The sequence below is a fragment of the Desulfitobacterium dichloroeliminans LMG P-21439 genome (genome assembly GCF_000243135.2).
Classification (GTDB): domain Bacteria; phylum Bacillota; class Desulfitobacteriia; order Desulfitobacteriales; family Desulfitobacteriaceae; genus Desulfitobacterium; species Desulfitobacterium dichloroeliminans.
On record NC_019903.1, the window covers coordinates 660,434 to 678,639 of the forward strand.

The following is an 18,206-nucleotide window of genomic DNA, read 5'->3' on the forward strand; positions in this document are numbered from 1 at the left end:
GTCAACAGACCCACGTTTGGGAATTTGCCCTGTCGGGGTGTTACCATCACGGGAACAGCCCTTTTTTGTAATGAAAATTTATAAAGATTTAGTTGAAATTAAAGGATATTTCAAAGGAAAAGATGAATTATATCAGAATACTATTAATATTGGGACCAACCTATAAGAATGGGGGGATGACCCATGAGAAGTAAGACAACGAGATCCTCCGTGCTTATTATTGCCGTTGTGTGCTTAATGGTTTTGCTGAGTAGCGGTGGAATCTATACTATTTATTTAACGCATACGATAAGGTCTGATGCTCAAATCATCAATAAATTGGGTATTATTCGAGGATCGCTACAGCGTCTGGTGAAGCTTGAAGCCCAAGGTACGGCAAGGGACGATATAATTGGCGAGATCGATTCAAGAATTCAAGAATTCAATGAAAACAAAATAGTAGTGTATGATGACGATCATGAGATTGATCAAGCTCTAGATAATCTATCCCTATCCTGGCTGCAATTAAAGCAGATGATCTATGCTTACAGAAGCAATCCATCTGAGGATATCAGACAAGCAATAATTGATAAGAGTGAAGAAGTTTGGGAAAAGTCTAATAGCATGGTCTTGATATCCCAGATTGTCAGTGAGAGGAAGCTCATCAATTATCAGATTAGCAATGCCTTTTTTGCGATGAATCTAGTATTGGGATTGCTGATCATCCTTTTGATAAAGAAATACGTCAAAGATAAGCTGGAGCATTTAGTCAATAGAGATGAAATGACCAATGTGTATAATCGGCGCCACTTTAACGAATATTTAAAACTGGAAATTTCAAAATCCCAACGATACGCGAAGCCATTATCACTGATCATGTATGATATTGATTATTTCAAGCGAGTTAACGATCGATTGGGCCACGATGTAGGTGATTATGTCTTATTAGAATTAACCAATCTTGTAGGGGCTAATATTAGAAAGTCTGATCTACTATTCAGGATTGGAGGAGAAGAATTCGCAATACTCATTCCTGAATCGATAGATGTTGCCTTTGAGAGCTGAAAAAATTAGAAAAATTGTTGAAGTTCATAGCTTCAAACATGTTGGGGAAATCACCATAAGCTTAGGCCTTGCGCAGTATGTTGAGGGTGACACCATGGACACGATCTACAAGAGGGCGGATATTGCTTTATATAAGGCGAAGAATGAAGGCAGAAACAGGTCTGAAACTGTATTATCGTGAAAAGATACAGGTTGAATTAAAGAACTCCCCGAAAACGTTGATTATTTCTATAGCTATTGATATAATGACAAAGATTTCACAAATAATTAATACTAATAAGGAGGGTATTTGCTATTAGTAAGAAGATTGCTTTTTTTATGATGACCATTCTACTATTAACTGTAGCACTCACTGGATGTAATTCAGGATCCACCACCACCACCCTAGAGACTGAAAAACCTGCTATCGAGCAATTGATGAAAGACTACTTTGAAGCGTCGCAAACTCTTGATTACAGGACTTGGACTGGTGAGACAGAACTTCAATATACGACTCCAGAGCTTTCGCAACAGCTAAAAGAGACGTTTCCGGGATACAAAACATCATTTACGGAGAAGCAACTTGTTGAAAAGTTGGACTCTCTTGTCATAGACGAAATATCTTTAAAAACGGAAGCAACGGGTTATGTCGTTTGCCTAGTCCAAGCATCTGGGGAAGAAAGTGGGACGCCCTTCACGCAGAAGAGTAAATACTTCCTTGAGATTCAAAAAACAGATGGAAAATGGTTGATAAGTAAATATGCTGTTCAATAAATAATTCATGAAATTGCAAAGCGTTCTTCACTGGACTCTGTCAATGACGGGGTCCAGTTTTTTAGCACATTGATTAGCAAGGGATCACTTGATATAATGTAAATGTTCACAATCAACTAGATAAGAATATGCAGTATAGGGGGGTATATTATTAATAAGAAGATTGTATTTTTTTTGATTACCATGCTATTATTGGCTGTAGCCCTTACCGGATGTAATTCTGAAAAAACCGCTTTTTCAGAAGATGTAGAGAAGGTCGCTGTTGGGCAGTTAGTGGAAGATTACTTTCGAGCATCTTATACTATTGACTATAGCACTTGGGATGGTGAAGCTGAGCTTCAGTATGCGACAGATCGATTTGCTGAGAAATTGAAAATGATTTTCCCAGAATACAGAAAATCATTTGCGGAAATACAGCTCACTGAAAAATTCGATTCTATAGAGATTGGAAATATATCTTTCGATTCTGATACTTCTGGTAAAGTTGAGTGTGCTGTTCAAGGGTCAGGAACTGAAAATGGGGTAGCCTTTTCTCAAACTATGAATTATCTTGTTGAGGTTAAAAAGGTTCGTGAACTGTGGCTGATTGAAAACTATTATGTTCAAGAAACTTCATAGAATAATTATTGCAAAACCCCGGGGGAACCTTGATGAATTGGTTTCCCCGGGGTTTTGCTTGATGCATCTTAAAGCTTACTTCCTTTAAAATCCGAAATAATTAAAATTTGTAAAAAAAGAGAAAAAAACTATTGACAACAATATCCATCCTTGTTACAATACCCCTTGCGTGCAAATGTTGTGCGCAAACTATATGTTAATACTGAGTGAGAAAGAAAGAGGTTGTTATGAGTTTCCAAAATGAGTTTCTAACCCTTCATGGCGAGATTAAGAAGCTTTCCAAGCTTGATCAGCATAACTTCAATGCTGAGAGCAAATTTTCAAATCTAAAAGAACAAGTCTTGAACGTCCTCAAAGCATTATTTGGCGAAACCTCCAGAGAATACCGTGTTGTAAGATTGACGAATTCGCCTGCTACCATCACGAAGGTTATGAATCATATTGCAAACCGGACCAGCCAAAATATTGCTGTAAATAGTTAAGCTTGTTAAGCGAATAAAATGCTACTGATGCCGTCTCCCAAATCGGGGGATGGCTTATTTTAATTATAAGAAATTAATATGGGATAATTCAAAAGAATTATTTAGAAATCTGTGAAAATTATAACATTCTTATGATTTCTATGCCATAATATAAATTAGGGATAGATAAATTCTGACCCTAGAATTAGGAAATTATGTTGAATAATCAGTCGATATGTTTTGTGTAGAATTATCAAGGTAGGGGATTATCATGATTTCACGGGATCAAGTGGTTGAAAGGATCCTGAAAAGAAAAGAATGGTTGCTTCTTACCGTTAAGGCTGTTCTTGTTTTTACAATGCTTTGGGCAGTGCTTTTTTATATGTATGCTTTGTCCCATGCTATGCCCTTCGCGCAGCTTAATAAGGTAGCCAATGCTATACAATTGTTCTGTGGTTTAATCATCGGGATCCAAACTCTCGTTTATGCTCGGTTTAGCCAAGAATATTATTTAGTATTGGGGATTGCCTTGGGGGTGCTGAGTTGGACATTAGGGCAACTCTATTGGTTCTCTTATCTTCTGTTAGAAGGGCCTATGATACCTTGCCTATCAATCGGTGATTTAGGTTTTATTAGTATTTATTTCTTTTTAATTGGGGTAATGCGCACAATCACAAACAGGATACCTAAATATACCATTGTAATAAAATACCGAGATCTTTGGCCACTTGCCTTGTTGGTCGTTCCAATCTTTATTGCCCTTGTAGGTGAATGTTCGCAGGTACACAACCTCGACAATTTTGCAATGACTCTAGCGATTGTCTATCTGCTTTGGAAGGCTCAGCCCATTTACACTCTGCCTAAGTATCAGCTGTTTCTTTCGGGTATTGGCTTACTGTGTTTGAGTGATATCATATACATGCTGAGTGCGGTCTTATTTCCTGAGGGATATACCCTGACGACAGAGGCCTTATTCCCGATAGCTCTTTCCTTAACTGCCTATGGATTTATGAAAGTTGAGGAGATGTCTGATGGGTGAAGCAATCTTTGTAGGAACTATTTTACCACTTGCATTTTTAATCATTATCCTTAAAGGGGAGAACAAACTGCTGATGCTGTTTTTCACATGGGGTTTGATTGCCTTTGCACTCTCCTTAACCCTGAACAACACTCTCGTGAGGATTTTGGTCATTGATACACGAGAACTTTCTATTACTTGGGCTCCTATTGTCGAGGAATTTACTAAAGCTCTTCCTTTAGGTTACTTTATATTAAGACCGGGAAAAACGAACATTCCTTTTGCCTATTTTGGGATTGCCGCAGGGATAGGGTTTTCAATCCAGGAAAACTATGTGTATCTTTTCAGTCATATGACAGGGGATGGGTCACCCGTCCTCTTTGTTATCACTCGCAGTGTGACTTCTTGTTTGATTCATGCAATAACCACTGGCATGGTCGGCTTTGGTCTTACTATGACGAAAAAATTCGATGGCTCGGTTTGGCCCATCCTTTTCGGGCTATTCACTTTGTCTGTAACGATCCATGCATTATATAATCTTTATATAACTTCCTGTTATCAAAACATTGCTATGTTGATGCCTTGTGTACTTTATCTCATGGGACTTGTAGTGTTAAGTTCTAAAGGGGATAGTAAAGACAATAAGGTTTAGCCTAAATAACAACAAGTTTTTTTTCAAGTTCTTTTTGGAATTCATTGGTTGTATCAAGCGCTTCCTTCGATTCCAGTTCATGTCTAGAGTAGGAGGTTAGCTTAATGTTTTTGTTCATCTGACGTAGAGATTATAGAGAAAAGATTCGATCTAAGAAACAAACACAAAAGCGAGTATCCTAGTGGCATTAGGACTCGCTTTTTGCTTTATATTAGTAATAGGAATGTATTATCCAAAATGACCCGTCAGAATAAGTACGAGGAGGACGCAAATGTATAGTTTAGCTTACGGAGAAGTTTCTTGCGAAGAAATGTATCAATTGATTAGAGTTTATACAGCAACGAATGAAAAGGTTACCTATGAGTTGACAGAATACAGAATAATTTAATTTAGCGAGGTGGAGAATTTGCAAAAGGTGTTTGTGCTTGATACTTGTGTCCTACTTCATGATCCTAAGGCAATCTTCAATTTTGATGACAATGAGGTGATTGTGCCTTACGCAGTACTAGAAGAACTGGAAAACAAGAAGAGACTTCTCGATGAGGTAGGTCGATCAGCACGCGAAGCCATACGCCTATTTGATCAGCTAAGGCAAAACGGACAACTTGCCGAAGGGGTGAGCCTACCCGATGGTGGAACCTTCAGAATCGAGCTCAACCATTACTCGGAGAATCCTTTGCCACTGTACTCAGACATTAAGTTGCCGGATAATCGGATATTGGCTGTGGCCTTGAATTTAGGCCGTGAAGATGAGCGACCCGTTATTGTGGTAACCAAGGATATCGCTATGCGTGTGAAAGCGGATGCCCTCTCTGTCAAAACCCAAGATTACTACAATGATAAAATCAGCCTCACTTCTTTAAATGATGATGTAATCAAGCTTGAACTAAAAGATAGTGAGGTAAATGGACTCTATCAGATAGGCCATATCAGCTTAATTGAACCAAAGTTGCCTAATAGCTGTGCCAAAGGATTGCTCAGTGATGGCACTGTAATACCCCTTATCGTTTCCTGCGATGGAACAAAGCTAATCAAGCTCCATAGTCGCAATAAGGATCATTGGGGAATTGTCCCGAAGAATATTGAACAAACATGGGCTTTAGGCATTTTGAGCAACCCTCAAATCAAATTAGTTAACCTCATGGGGCCTGCAGGTACTGGAAAAACCTTAATCACTTTGGCCAGCGCCTTAGAGCAGACCATACATCAGGATCTCTATACGCGAATCCTCTGTGCCCGGCCGGTGATCCCCTTTGGGAAGGATATTGGCTTTTTGCCCGGCGAAAAAGAGGATAAGGTACGTCCGTATATGCAACCAATTTATGATAATCTAGAGTTCTTATTGCGGCCAAAGCAGGATAAGCTTCGCGATAAAGACAGCGAAGCTTTGGTGGAAAGCACTGTGGATTTGCTCAAAAAAAGAAAGCAGCTGGAAATCGAAGTCCTTACCTATATTCGAGGCCGAAGTATTGCTAATCAGTTTATTATCATTGATGAAGCCCAGAATCTCACCGCTCACGAGATCAAGACCATTATTACTCGTGCCGGTGAGGGAACGAAAATCGTTCTTTGCGGCGATCCGGATCAAATCGACCATCCTTATTTGGATAAAGAAAGCAACGGGTTGGCCTATGTGGCTTCCCGACTAAAGGGACAGTCTTTCTATGGTCAAGTAGGATTGCTCAAAGGAGAGCGCAGCGAACTGGCAGCCCGCGCTGCCCAGTTACTTTAAGCATAAAGAAAACCTGGCTTCGCGACGTAAGCACTGCTTGCGCACTTGTTGCCTTTAAAGCATATATCCAAAAAGGCGAAGTCGCTGGTTTAACGATTATTTAGCCAATTCCGGAAATTCTGCAGATCGGAATCCACTTGCTTGAGTACCAAGCCCAGAACGAACATATCATCTACATAGCCTACTCCGGGGATATAATCAAAAAGGATATCGATAGGGGATAGGAAGTAGATTAAAGCGGCAAAGATAGCAATGATGGATCCAGTAGGGATATCACGATACTCTTTCGTGATATAAGCTTTGACGATTTGGATTAATAGGAGGATATCTTGGTAGACCTTATTAATGGGCCCGGTGTTGATATTGAGCTTCTCTGCCTTAGCAAAGACAGCATTGAGTCTTTCCTGGGTTGCATCGTGATTGAGGAGGGTCCTTTTGGCTTCATCTTGGAACGTATTAAATTTAGCTATTATCTTTTCCTTAAGATTTTGTCCAATGTGCATCGACTTGTCCTCCTAGCCGAACATGGCCTTTTCCACAAGTTTCGAAGGAAAGGCGCTCAATCATCTGAGCAAAACGTTCTCCCTTATGGCCATGATCTTTTAATATTAATGGCTTGAGAAATATCAACTGTCTCTGCCACTTCCTCTTTCGGAATTCTATAGTATTAGCTTAATTCTGGGTTTCAAGCTCACTAAGTCTCTTTTTGAAATATGTTTTGATAGGTTCTATATATTCAGGCTTGAGGCTATAGCGGCTTAATACTCTGGTAAAATCACGATCTAAGCCGTAGGTTCCATATTCATACCATTCTGCCTCTAAAGTGCAGACGGCTTTTACTTGGTCGTAGATATAGGATGTGCCGGAGAAGTTTTCAAAAAGGGTATTCAATTCTTGAGAGATCTGCTCATGGGGCAAGAAAAGGTTAAAGGGATGTTTAGCTTGTTCAGATTCATAGATTCCGTCGTCTTCCCAAACAAAAGGCTGATCACAGAGTTCTATAATTTCGCGGCAGGTTTTCATCATCTTTTCTTTTTCATCGATAGTCACAGACATTCATAACACCTCTGATTTTTTGTAATTTCTACGTTCATTATACAGCGATTAAACGAAGTAGGGATTTTAGGGTTTATTTTGAAAATTCTTTAAAGATAAAGATGGTACACTTTCCTTGAGTGTACCATCCATTGAGCTAGGTCCAAAGTTTGATTCCCTGGGGAATCAGAGAAAAATGCACAGGTGTAAAGCCAGGATGCTCTCCATCGAGCTCTAGGAAAGCAGAAGGATTGGCGATAATGGAAATCTCCTTACCCTGATAGACTGAGACTCCAGAAATATCTAGGTGGTGTCCTTGATAAATTTTGGGCAAATGACGTAAAATTTTGCTGATGGGGAGGTCTCCGAGCACAGTAATATGAAAGAGACCATCGGTTAGTTCGGCGTGAGGAGCAATCATCATCCCGCCGCCGAAGTAACGTCCGTTGGCGATCATAATACTGTTGGTGGGACCATTCACGACAACTTCCCCGTCAATAACGCATTTCATATTCTTATTCTTATAAGCAATAATGCTCATCAGACTGCCAAGAAGGAAAGAAAGTTTTCCGCCAAGAAATTTACTGCGCTTATTGACGCGATCGGCGGTCTCTCCCCCTAGGCCCACATCCGCTACATTAAGAAAATAACGGTGGTGCAGGATACCGGAAGAATCTTGGTATTGAGCAAGTCCACAATCCACAGAAGTAATCTGCTCTCGGTGCAGAACCTCCAGAAGAGAAGGAAGTCCGCGGCTTTGGTTAAGAGAGCGGAGAAAATCTCCCCCTGTTCCATGGGAGAAAATTGCGAGACTTGCCTCCGAATTAACGGGTTGTTGATTCTCAAAAAGGCCGTTTACCACCTCGTTTAGGGTGCCGTCTCCACCAACAGATAGGATTCGTGTATAGTTATGCAAGGCTTGTCGAGTTAGTGTAGTAGCTTCCCCTGGACTGGTCGTATAAGCATAATCAAGATTGATTTTTTGATCGATAAGACGTTTGTATATTTTGGGCCAGATTTTGCGCGTTTGACCGTTTGCAGATGCGGGATTTACAATGGCAAACCAGGGGGTTTTATTCATGTCAATAGCCTCTTATGGAACAATTGTTACAGGGCAAGGCGTCTCATGAAGCACATGGGTTGCAACGCTCCCAAGAATGGCCCGTTTAACGGCACCTAGGCCACGGTAACCCATAACAATGTTATCTATGGCGCTTTCTTCAGCTTCGGCACAAATCTCCCGACCGGGATCGCCGATGCGCATCTTAGTTTGGATGGGGACCGCTGAATCTTTAGCAATTTCCAGAGCATGATCGAGGACTTCTTTGCTAGCATCTTCTTGCATATCTTTGATTTGCTCCTGAGTTGCAAAACGTTTTACATTGGGTGCGTTGTTGTAATTCGGCTGAATGTTTAGGAAGATAAGCAAATCGGCTTTTCCTTCAGCTAGAGTAAGAGCATAGCGAATAGCCTTGTCTGAATTGGCGGATCCATCAACAGGTACTAAGATTTTGGTCATATGCAATTCACTTCCTTATCTTTAAAGTTGTCCACTTCCTTTCATTCTAACATTAACTCATAGGAAAGTTAAGTCAACTTTGTTATACTAAACGGTGAAATGTTTAAATGGATGTGATTGTAAGATGAATACCCTATATGATGTTAGGGGTGGGGTAGGTGGAGACTCTTACCTTGTTGTGGGGGATCGAAAGGCGGCACTGCTTGATTGTGGCATGGCTTTTAGTGCAGCGGATTTAATTGATAATCTAAAGGGCGTTCTTCAAGGACGTCGGTTGGATTATGTTTTTATTACCCACTCTCATTATGACCATGTGGGAGCTCTGCCCTACTTAAAAAAGGAATGGCCTAGTCTAGAGGCTATGGGTTCTGAATATGACTTAAGAATCTTAGAACGACCAAGTGCACTGGAATCAATTCGGGAATTAAGTAGTGAAGCTGCCCAAATGTATTCGGGGGAAACCATCGAGGAATACAATGATGAACTGATGAAAATCGATACAGTGGTAGTTGAAGGTCGTTGTATTGATTTAGGAAATACACAGATCAAGGTCATAGAAACTCCGGGACACACCCGTTGTACATTATCCTTTTTAATTAATGATGAGATTCTCTATGGCAGTGAATCTTTGGGTGTTATGAACCAATCAGGTAAGATATCTCCGTCCTTTATCGTAGATTATGATCAAGCGATTCAGTCCATCCAAAGATGCCAGGCTCTCAATCCCAAGGTAATCTATTCCCCCCATTATGGAATGATCGACCAAGAGCTTAAGCCGGATTATTGGCAGGAATGCCTTGATGTTGCAGAATACTCTCGTCAATTAGTACTCCATTATTTGAAATTAGGCTATACAGTCGATGAGATTTTAGTGGAATATGAAAACGTTTTTCGCAGTAAAGAATATTATGTAGAACAACCTCTGTTTGCTTTTCAGATTAATTCTCGAGGCATGATTAATGCAATAATTAAGTCTCAGGCTGAGAATGTGGACTAGAGTGTTTTCAAAGTATAAAGTCTTAATAAAAATTTAAGAAAATGTACAAGGTTATATCGAGATTTCATCAGTTATAATAGGGTTATGAATTGCCTAGAGGGAAGTATTAATTATATTAGGGAGGAACAGTAGAATTGATCGAGATTTTGAAGGCGATTATTTTAGGTATTGTTGAGGGAGTTACCGAGTGGCTGCCCATCAGCAGCACCGGGCACATGATATTAGTGGATGAATTTATTAAGCTGAATATGTCCGATGCTTTTATGGAAATGTTCTTCGTGGTGATACAGCTGGGAGCTATCTTAGCTGTCGTGCTGTTATATTGGCATAAGCTCAATCCCTTTTCGGTTCAAAAGGGAGGTGCGGGGAATAGAATTACAGTAAAACGAGAGACTATCGAGATGTGGATGAAGATTATCGTGTCCTGCATTCCCGCTGCGGTGATTGGCTTATTATATGACGATGAGATGAATGCCCTCTTTTACAATTACCAGACAGTTGCAATTATGCTGATTTTATTTGGTATTCTCTTCATTATCATTGAAAACAAGAATAAGGGTAAACGATCACGCATCAATCATCTTGCGCAGATTACTTATCCGATTGCCCTAATGATTGGGCTTTTCCAGCTGATCGCTGCGGTTTTTCCCGGGACATCCCGCTCCGGTGCTACTATCGTGGGAGGGCTTATGTTAGGGGTATCCCGTACAGTTGCCACTGAATTCACTTTCTTCTTAGCTGTTCCTGTCATGTTTGGTGCGAGCGCTCTTAAGTTAGTAAAGTTTGGTTTTAACTTTACCGGACAAGAAATAATGATTCTATTGATCGGCATGGTTGTAGCCTTTATTGTATCCATTCTATCCATAAAGTTCTTGATGGGCTATATTAAGAAGAATGACTTTAAGGCTTTCGGGTGGTATCGAATTATCTTGGGCATCATTGTTATCTTTTATTTTTCAATGCAGATGCTGTAGATCAAGAATCCTCTTGTGCGGTAATAGGTAATATGACCTTGAAATGGTATAATTGAGTGTGGAAAAAAAGTGAAGATGAAAAGGGAACTATACGAATGGAGGAATCGTAATGAAGAAATGGTTAATCCCCGTAGGAATCATTCTCATTTTGGGTATGATACTTAGCTCAGGTTACAATAACTTAGTCACTCTTTCCGAGACGGTAGACAGCAGTTGGAGCCAGGTGGAAAACCAGCTGCAGCGTAGAGCAGATCTGATTCCAAACTTGGTGAACACCGTTAAAGGGTATGCTGAACACGAAAGTGAAGTGTTTACTGACATAGCGGATGCGAGATCACGCTTGATTGGTGCAGGTAGCGTCGGCGAGGCTGCCGAAGCTGATGCTGAACTGAGCAGTGCTTTAAGCCGTTTGTTAGCCATATCGGAGAGCTATCCACTGCTCAAGGCTGATGCTAATTTCCGGGGTTTGCAGGATGAATTGGCCGGAACGGAAAACCGAATTGCGACAACTCGTATGGATTATAATAATGTGGTCCAAACCTACAATACGAAGATCAAACGCATACCAACGGCCTTCTACGCCGGAATCCTTGGCTTTGATGAGCGTGAATACTTTAAAGCGGATGCAGGTGCCCAAGAAACACCGACTGTCGATTTTTCAAAATAGACTCCCATGCTGTATAGGGTATTGGAAAAGAGTGCAACAGGTATAGGTTAGAGATTGATATAGCTTAAAGGAAGGGAATGAAGCACATGAAGAAAAAACATCTACTTGCTGCATTGGTACTATTCTTCCTTTCCTTAGTAGCTCCATTACAAGCTGCCCCTTCTATCCCTCAACCTACTCGTGACTTTTTTGTATTAGATCAAGCTAATGTATTGAATCCCGCTACCGAGCAAACCATTGTCCAAAATTCTGCAGCCTTAGCCCAAAAAACCAAGGCCCAGGTTGTGGTAGTCACCACCAATGATTTGGACGGGTATGAGCCGGAGGAGTACGCTTTAACCATTTTAAGGGAATGGGGTATCGGTGATAAGCAACTCAACAATGGCTTGTTGATTCTAGTATCCCCCAAAGAGCGGGTTTCTCGAATCGAGGTCGGTTATGGACTGGAAGGAGCTCTTCCTGATGCCAAGACGGGCCGGATTCAGGATGAATATATGATTCCGTATTTCCAAGAAGATAATTATGATCAGGGGATACTGAACGGGTATCTTGCCTTTATCCAGGAAGTGGCTGCGGAGTACCAGGTTGTGTTGGATAGCCGCTCACCCCAAGCTCTTTACCCATCTTCCTCTTCCTCTGGAGATGAATTCGATCAATTAGCTGCCTTGCCCCTAGGGGTCAAAATTCTCGGTATCATCGGGCTTGTTTTTCTCTTCTATCTTGATCATCGTTATTTCAACGGCTTCATCTTCGGCATGATTATTGGCATGCTGATGAGAGGCGGCCGTGGTGGCGGTGGAGGTGGAGGAGGCTTCGGAGGCGGCGGTGGTTCTGGCGGTGGCGGTGGCAGCACGAGACGTTGGTAGGATAGATGCTTCTTGACACCTTTGTTTGATAGGTGATATGATACAAAGTAAGAGAATATGGATAGGGGAGCTGTGGAACGGCTGAGAGGGAAACGAGTGTTTCCGACCCTTAGACCTGATCTAGGTAATGCTAGCGGAGGGACTAAGATGTATGAGCTTCTGCTTATGCACTTATGATTTATTAATGAAACCTTCTGCTAGCAGAAGGTTTTTTATTTTTATTAAGTTTTATCTAAAAAGGAGAATGAGAAAAATGATTAACGCCAGTGTTGCCATTCAAGTGTTACCCTCTGTAGAAGGGAAAGACGTGATCCGTGTGGTGGATAAGGTGATTCAATACCTAAAATCCTCAGGGTTAAATGTTTATGTGGGCCCTTTTGAAACCACCATCGAAGGAGAGTACGATCAACTGATGGAAATGGTCAAACGGTGCCAACTAATCTGTATTGAAGAAGGAGCTCCCAGTGTCATGTCCTATGTAAAAATTAGCTATAGGCCGGAAGGCGGGATCTTGACCATCGATGAAAAGGTTACAAAGCATCACCAATAGACTGTATCCCGCGGCTGTACTCTTAGGCTTATTATTAATCTGGTACGCGGTGACCTTCTTGGAAGTCGTGCCTAAGTTCATGTTGCCCTCCCCCGGGGATGTTGTCCGTGCTTTGATACGCTCTTTTCCTGATTTGATGATACACGCACGGATTACTTTGACTGAGGCCTTTGTGGGACTAACTATCAGTATTTTGCTAGCTTTTTGGATTGCCTTATTGATGGATCGTTTTGAGGGCCTTTATAAAGCCCTTCATCCCATTTTGGTTATCACTCAGACCATTCCCACGGTAGCTATCGCGCCCCTGTTGGTGCTGTGGATGGGCTTCGATATGGCACCGAAAATTACCCTAATCGTTTTGACTTGCTTTTTCCCCATGACGATCGCTCTTTTAGGAGGATTTAAGTCATCGGATCAAGATGCCATGAATCTCATGCGCGCTATGGGGGCGAAAAAGTGGCAAATCTATCGTTATATTAAGTTACCCAACGCTCTGCCCGGTTTTTTTTCCGGCTTGCGCATATCGGTGTCCTATTCCATTGTGGGGGCAGTCATCGCGGAATGGCTTGGGGGGAATAGTGGTCTGGGAGTGTATATGACTCGGGTCAGGAAATCCTATTCCTTTGATAAAATGTTTGCCGTGATTTTCCTCATTATCATCTTGAGCTTAGTGCTTATGAAATGCGTGGAGCTCATCGAACGAAGAGCCATGCCTTGGCTTCAGACTGAGGATGTGCAAAAAGAAGCATAACCATAGTGCTTTGTTAAAAACAAACGATAATATTACACCCATTTAAGGAGAGAATGTTGAGATGCAGAAAAGATTTATTGCTATAATGATCAGTGTTTTAATGGTTTTAGGTTTAACTGGTTGTGGCGCTCAGAATAATGCCGGAAACACCGGGAATAACCAGCAAGGGGCGACAGAAAATAAGAAGATTACCTTTGTTCTCGATTGGACTCCCAACACTAACCACACCGGTCTCTATGTAGCTAAAGAATTAGGGTACTTCCAAGAAGCAGGCCTTGATGTAGAAATTGTTCAACCACCTGAAGGCGGAGCTTTATCTTTAATAGCTGCCGGAAAGGCAGAGTTCGGTGTCAGCTTCCAAGAGGAGCTGGCCTCAGCTCTTACCTCAGACAGCCCCCTCGATGTGGTGGCTGTAGGGACCATTTTACAGCATAATACCTCCGGAATCATCTCCTTAAAAGAAAAAGAAATTGCTAGCCCCAAAGGGATGGAGAACAAGATCTATGCGACTTGGGATTCCCCTGTAGAGAAAGCCATCATTAAACAAGTTGTCACGAAGGATGGCGGCAACTATGATGAGATCAACATGATTCCTAGTACGGTAACCGATGTCATTTCAGCTTTACAAACTGATGTAGACGCCATTTGGGTATATTTTGGTTGGGACGGTGTAGCTACAGAGGTTAAGGGCTTAGAAACAAACTTCTTCGCGTTCAAGGATATCGATCCTGTCCTAGACTTTTACACACCAGTTATTGCGGCAAGCCCTCAGTACTTAGAAGGAAACCAAGAAACGGCTAAAGCCTTTCTAGCAGCTGTTGCTAAAGGATATGAATATGCGATTGCCCAACCTAAAGAAGCAGCAGACATTCTTGTTAAAAACGCACCGGAACTGGATCTGGAGCTCGTCGCCGCTAGCCAAGAGTATTTAGCTAAGGAGTATAAAGCTGAAGTAGAGCAATGGGGCTATATCGATCAGAGTCGTTGGGATAACTTCTATGCATGGATGTATGATAACAAGCTAATCGCCAAGAAGATCGAGGCTGGTCAAGGCTTTACCAATGATTACCTATCGAAGTAGACAGCTTTTTTGACAAGATTGTAGGTGCGGAAACGCACAAAAAATGGAGTTATAATGAGTAAGATAAAGCTGGAAACACGAAACATTTCCAAAAGTTATGCGGGTGAATTAACCATCAAAGATATTAATATCCACTTGGGTGAAAAGGAACTGGTGAGTCTGCTCGGGGTAAGTGGCATTGGCAAAAGTACACTCTTTAATGTAATTGCCGGTGTGCAAGTCCCAGACTCTGGTCAAGTGCTGATGGAGGGGCAGGACATCACGGGGCAGACCGGTAAAGTGAGTTATATGCAGCAAAAGGACCTCATGCAGCCTCACTTAACAGTATTGGATAATGTGGCTTTACCCCTTTTCATCCGGGGTATGAAGAAGGTCCAGGCTCGAGAGGAGGCTGCCAGCCACTTCCGGGATTTCGGCCTTGAGGGGACTGCTAAGAAGTATCCCACCCAGTTATCTGGGGGGATGCGACAACGAGCAGCCTTGCTGAGAACGTATTTATTCTCGCAAGAAGTAGCCCTTTTCGATGAACCTTTTTCTGCCTTAGATGCCATCACGAAGAGTGCCATGCACCGATGGTACTTGGACCTCATGGATCGCATCAATATGTCTACCTTATTCATTACTCATGATATTGACGAGTCAATCCTGCTTTCCGACAGAGTCTATATCATGACAGGTCCGCCTGGAATCATTGCTCATGAAATCCTTATCGATACCCCTCGACCTCGTGGAGATGAGTTTCTATTATCTGATGAGTTCATGGGATACAAACGACAGATCAGAAAGCTTTTAAGCCTATAATGTTTATTACTCAGGCACTGCGTGTAGTGTCTGGGTATTTTTTAATAAAGGACTTCTTGTGTTTTCATAGAAATCTAGATATATTATTGTCAGATTATTAAGTGCATTTTTGGTATGCTAGCCAAGAAGGGATGTGGAGCCATGCCCTACCCGAATAACATACCTGATCTGGGGATCTTCCCCTTTTTTAGTGGACTGCCGCCAGCTTTGCTGGAGTCTTGGAAAAAGTACTTTAAGGGGAAAAGCTTTGCCAAGCGACAGAGATTAGTTTTTTCCTCTCCTGGCTCGGATGTAATCTTTTTTGTTCTCTCTGGTGAGGTGAAGATTGCTTATTCATCTGAGGACGGTAAAGAATTTACGATTACACTCCTTTCAGTTGGGGAAGTTTACAGTGAACATTCTTTGGCCATGGCAACGGCAATTGAAAAAACAGAGGTCCTTTATATTAGTATGGCTGATTTTCGCAACATAATGGATGAGTCACCTGAAGTTGCCCGACGCTTAGTTCGTCTGCTGGGGACGATATTACGCTTGACCAATGACTTGATTGCTGACTTGGCATTTCGCGAAACAGCATCTCGCTTGGCCCGCGTGTTTTGGCGAACTTTGCAGGCTAAAAATATAACAATGAAGCAACAATGTTATACCATTCATCTTACCCATGAGGAATTAGCTTCCTTGAGTGGAAGCACTCGCCAAACTATCAATGAAATATTACGTCATTGGGAACAGCAGGGGATTCTTGAGCTGCATCGGGGGCATGTGATGCTATTAAAACCCGAAAAGCTATGGGTGAAAGTAAGCCACGACCATTCATGAGGTAGGCGCTTTATGGAAATAAATTCTCATGTGGTTAATCCAAAGTATATCGATTAAAGGGGCTGTTGCAAAACGAACAGAAGAGTTCGTCGAGCAACAGCCCTTTTTGTGTAAAAATAAAACTATGGATCCCGAAAGATCCACAGTTATTGTATAATTGAGTTATGCAAAAAACCAAATCATACAATAAGAATTATACTCAATTCGGTGGCATCTATCAACTAGTTTTGCCACTTAATCTTGAAGTGTTAATACCTGAGGATGACTCCGTTCGACTGCTAAGCCACATTTTGGAGGGATTAAATTACGACGCACTTTACAAGGCCTACTCTTCCACTGGAAGAAAACCTGCAGTTGAGCCTAAAATTCTATTCAAGGTATTGACGTATGCCTACCTAAACAATATCTATTCTAGCCGAAAGATTGAATCCGCCTGCAAAAGGGATATTAACTTTATGTGGTTACTGGAAGGCAATAAAACTCCCGATCACAGCACCATAGCCCGTTTCCGAAAAGACTATCTCCAAGGATGTATCGACGATCTTTTTTATCAAATGTTTCACTATCTACATAGCATCAATGAGATAGAATTTAAGAACCTCTTTGTCGATGGAACAAAGATTGAAGCCAATGCTAATCGCTACACGTTTGTCTGGAAAAAGGCCGTTAACAAAAACGAAGCGAAGATGTTCGAAAAGATTCAGTCATGCATAGAGGAGATGAACGCTACCTATGAGGCTGACTTCAAAGTCTCTAAAGAGAGCTTGCTCGCGGACCTAAACGTCGCGTTAGCGTACTTAAAAGAGAAACGTCAGCAGGAGCAGCTTGAGTTTGTTCACGGGATTGGTAAACGGAAATCAAAGCTGCAAAAGTTTACAGAAGCATTGCAAGCATTCTCTGCCCGCCAGGGACAATACAATGCTCATAACCAGTTGTTTGAGGGAAGAAATAGCTACTCCAAGACTGACCCCGATGCGACCTTCATGCATATGAAAGATGATCATATGCGCAACGCTCAGTTAAAGCCTGCTTACAATGTACAGATCGGTGTAGAAAGTGAGTACGTCACTGGAGTTGGAGTTTTCCAAGACCGAAATGACATAGCCACCCTGATTCCTTTCTTAAAGGAAATGGAGTCTCGATTAAAGATGCGTTATGAAAATGTGATTGCAGACTCCGGATATGAGAGCGAAGAAAATTATCTTTATCTCGAAAAACAAAAGCAGACCTACTACATAAAACCTCAAACCTATGAACAATGGAAAAAGCGGAGTTTCAAAAAGAACATCGGTAAACGAGAAAATATGTTTTATAATGCGGAGACGGATGAATATACCTGCCACAATGGTAAACAGCTAAAGCCTGTGGGGATTACCTACCGAACCTCAGCAACTGGCTATCGTTCAGAAATAACCGTCTATGAATGTGAAGAGTGCAGTGATTGCCCGCATAAAAGCCGCTGTACCAAGGCGAAGGGCAATCGGAAGATGCAGGTATCTAAAACGTTTGTAGAAAAACGTCAGATATCTTATGAAAACATCACAACGGAAGAAGGAATCTTGCTTAGAGTTAACCGTTCAATTCAGGTTGAAGGAGCATTTGGCGTTCTAAAAAACGACTATAACTTCAACCGATTTTTGACGCGAGGAAAAAGTAACGTAAAGACAGAATTTATGCTGCTGTGCTTGGGCTATAACGTGAATAAGCTTCATGCCAAAATACAAAATGAAAGAATAGGTAAGCCACTTCATCCATTAAAAACAGCCTAAAAAATCTTTGAAAACCATAGGCTTATTTTTGTGTACTCAAATTTAGTTCGGACCTAACAAAATTTGAAAGAATATATATTTGTAATTAAAGTCTTATCC

General features: G+C 41.5%; 22 protein-coding genes and 1 riboswitch. Of the genes, 18 read left to right on the forward strand and 4 right to left on the reverse strand.

Annotated features, from left to right (window positions below; all coding sequences use genetic code 11):
• Positions 1 to 183: 183 nt before the first annotated feature.
• The 8 genes from DESDI_RS18375 (at position 184) to DESDI_RS03065 (ending at position 6,278) form a co-directional block, all read left to right on the forward strand.
• Positions 184 to 1,044 carry a sensor domain-containing diguanylate cyclase gene (locus DESDI_RS18375; protein WP_051015649.1) on the forward strand — a complete coding sequence of 287 codons (861 nt, stop codon included), beginning with the start codon at positions 184 to 186 and terminating at the stop codon, positions 1,042 to 1,044.
• Positions 1,025 to 1,225 (forward strand): GGDEF domain-containing protein, encoded by a 201-nt coding sequence (locus tag DESDI_RS18525; RefSeq protein ID WP_051015651.1) that lies wholly within the window; start codon positions 1,025 to 1,027, stop codon positions 1,223 to 1,225. The genes DESDI_RS18375 and DESDI_RS18525 overlap by 20 nt, the downstream gene beginning before the upstream one ends.
• Positions 1,226 to 1,362: 137 nt before the next feature.
• Positions 1,363 to 1,797 (forward strand): hypothetical protein, encoded by a 435-nt coding sequence (locus DESDI_RS03040; RefSeq protein WP_041219238.1) that lies wholly within the window; start codon positions 1,363 to 1,365, stop codon positions 1,795 to 1,797.
• 183 nt (positions 1,798 to 1,980) lie between these two features.
• Positions 1,981 to 2,415: a hypothetical protein gene (locus tag DESDI_RS03045; RefSeq protein ID WP_015261165.1), complete on the forward strand. Its 435-nt coding sequence runs from the start codon at positions 1,981 to 1,983 to the stop codon at positions 2,413 to 2,415.
• 227 nt (positions 2,416 to 2,642) lie between these two features.
• Complete coding sequence (locus DESDI_RS03050; RefSeq protein WP_015261166.1) at positions 2,643 to 2,897, forward strand: hypothetical protein; 255 nt, start codon at positions 2,643 to 2,645, stop codon at positions 2,895 to 2,897.
• Between the two features lie 250 nt (positions 2,898 to 3,147).
• Positions 3,148 to 3,915: a hypothetical protein gene (locus DESDI_RS03055; RefSeq protein ID WP_015261167.1), complete on the forward strand. Its 768-nt coding sequence runs from the start codon at positions 3,148 to 3,150 to the stop codon at positions 3,913 to 3,915.
• Positions 3,908 to 4,546 carry a PrsW family glutamic-type intramembrane protease gene (locus tag DESDI_RS03060; RefSeq protein ID WP_015261168.1) on the forward strand — a complete coding sequence of 213 codons (639 nt, stop codon included), beginning with the start codon at positions 3,908 to 3,910 and terminating at the stop codon, positions 4,544 to 4,546. The genes DESDI_RS03055 and DESDI_RS03060 overlap by 8 nt, the downstream gene beginning before the upstream one ends.
• A 406-nt stretch (positions 4,547 to 4,952) precedes the next feature.
• Positions 4,953 to 6,278, forward strand: coding sequence for a PhoH family protein (locus DESDI_RS03065; protein ID WP_015261170.1), 1,326 nt, complete (start codon positions 4,953 to 4,955; stop codon positions 6,276 to 6,278).
• Positions 6,279 to 6,367: 89 nt separating this feature from the next.
• Here DESDI_RS03065 and DESDI_RS03070 read toward each other — a convergent pair whose 3' ends face one another.
• The 4 genes from DESDI_RS03070 to DESDI_RS03085 form a co-directional block, all read right to left on the reverse strand.
• Positions 6,368 to 6,781, reverse strand: a complete 414-nt coding sequence (locus DESDI_RS03070) for a YkvA family protein (RefSeq protein WP_015261171.1) — start codon at positions 6,779 to 6,781, stop codon at positions 6,368 to 6,370.
• A 169-nt stretch (positions 6,782 to 6,950) separates the two neighbouring features.
• Complete coding sequence (locus tag DESDI_RS03075; RefSeq protein WP_015261172.1) at positions 6,951 to 7,334, reverse strand: hypothetical protein; 384 nt, start codon at positions 7,332 to 7,334, stop codon at positions 6,951 to 6,953.
• A 136-nt stretch (positions 7,335 to 7,470) separates the two neighbouring features.
• The gene (locus DESDI_RS03080; RefSeq protein WP_015261173.1) at positions 7,471 to 8,394 is read right to left on the reverse strand and encodes a diacylglycerol/lipid kinase family protein; all 924 of its coding nucleotides are present in this window, start codon (positions 8,392 to 8,394) and stop codon (positions 7,471 to 7,473) included.
• A 12-nt stretch (positions 8,395 to 8,406) separates the two neighbouring features.
• Positions 8,407 to 8,832, reverse strand: a complete 426-nt coding sequence (locus DESDI_RS03085) for a universal stress protein (protein ID WP_015261174.1) — start codon at positions 8,830 to 8,832, stop codon at positions 8,407 to 8,409.
• 124 nt (positions 8,833 to 8,956) lie between these two features.
• On the opposite strand from DESDI_RS03085, the gene DESDI_RS03090 reads away from it, so the two are divergent.
• The 10 genes from DESDI_RS03090 (at position 8,957) to DESDI_RS03135 (ending at position 18,107) form a co-directional block, all read left to right on the forward strand.
• On the forward strand, positions 8,957 to 9,829 hold the full coding sequence (locus DESDI_RS03090) for an MBL fold metallo-hydrolase (protein WP_015261175.1): 873 nt from the start codon (positions 8,957 to 8,959) through the stop codon (positions 9,827 to 9,829).
• Between the two features lie 134 nt (positions 9,830 to 9,963).
• On the forward strand, positions 9,964 to 10,803 hold the full coding sequence (locus DESDI_RS03095) for an undecaprenyl-diphosphate phosphatase (RefSeq protein ID WP_015261176.1): 840 nt from the start codon (positions 9,964 to 9,966) through the stop codon (positions 10,801 to 10,803).
• A 109-nt stretch (positions 10,804 to 10,912) separates the two neighbouring features.
• Positions 10,913 to 11,470 (forward strand): LemA family protein, encoded by a 558-nt coding sequence (locus DESDI_RS03100; protein ID WP_015261177.1) that lies wholly within the window; start codon positions 10,913 to 10,915, stop codon positions 11,468 to 11,470.
• Between the two features lie 86 nt (positions 11,471 to 11,556).
• Positions 11,557 to 12,336, forward strand: a complete 780-nt coding sequence (locus DESDI_RS03105) for a TPM domain-containing protein (RefSeq protein WP_041219241.1) — start codon at positions 11,557 to 11,559, stop codon at positions 12,334 to 12,336.
• 53 nt (positions 12,337 to 12,389) lie between these two features.
• Positions 12,390 to 12,495: riboswitch (TPP riboswitch) on the forward strand.
• Between the two features lie 94 nt (positions 12,496 to 12,589).
• Positions 12,590 to 12,886 (forward strand): thiamine-binding protein, encoded by a 297-nt coding sequence (locus DESDI_RS03110; protein ID WP_015261179.1) that lies wholly within the window; start codon positions 12,590 to 12,592, stop codon positions 12,884 to 12,886.
• A complete protein-coding gene (locus DESDI_RS03115; RefSeq protein WP_015261180.1) occupies positions 12,858 to 13,637 on the forward strand; it encodes an ABC transporter permease in 780 nt (259 codons plus the stop codon). Before DESDI_RS03110 ends, DESDI_RS03115 begins: the two co-directional genes overlap by 29 nt.
• Positions 13,638 to 13,698: 61 nt before the next feature.
• Positions 13,699 to 14,718, forward strand: coding sequence for an ABC transporter substrate-binding protein (locus DESDI_RS03120; RefSeq protein ID WP_015261181.1), 1,020 nt, complete (start codon positions 13,699 to 13,701; stop codon positions 14,716 to 14,718).
• A gap of 54 nt (positions 14,719 to 14,772) precedes the next feature.
• Positions 14,773 to 15,519, forward strand: coding sequence for an ABC transporter ATP-binding protein (locus DESDI_RS03125; protein ID WP_015261182.1), 747 nt, complete (start codon positions 14,773 to 14,775; stop codon positions 15,517 to 15,519).
• A 141-nt stretch (positions 15,520 to 15,660) separates the two neighbouring features.
• On the forward strand, positions 15,661 to 16,338 hold the full coding sequence (locus DESDI_RS03130; RefSeq protein ID WP_015261183.1) for a Crp/Fnr family transcriptional regulator: 678 nt from the start codon (positions 15,661 to 15,663) through the stop codon (positions 16,336 to 16,338).
• A gap of 164 nt (positions 16,339 to 16,502) precedes the next feature.
• Positions 16,503 to 18,107, forward strand: a complete 1,605-nt coding sequence (locus tag DESDI_RS03135) for an IS1182 family transposase (protein ID WP_015261184.1) — start codon at positions 16,503 to 16,505, stop codon at positions 18,105 to 18,107.
• Positions 18,108 to 18,206 lie beyond the last annotated feature (99 nt).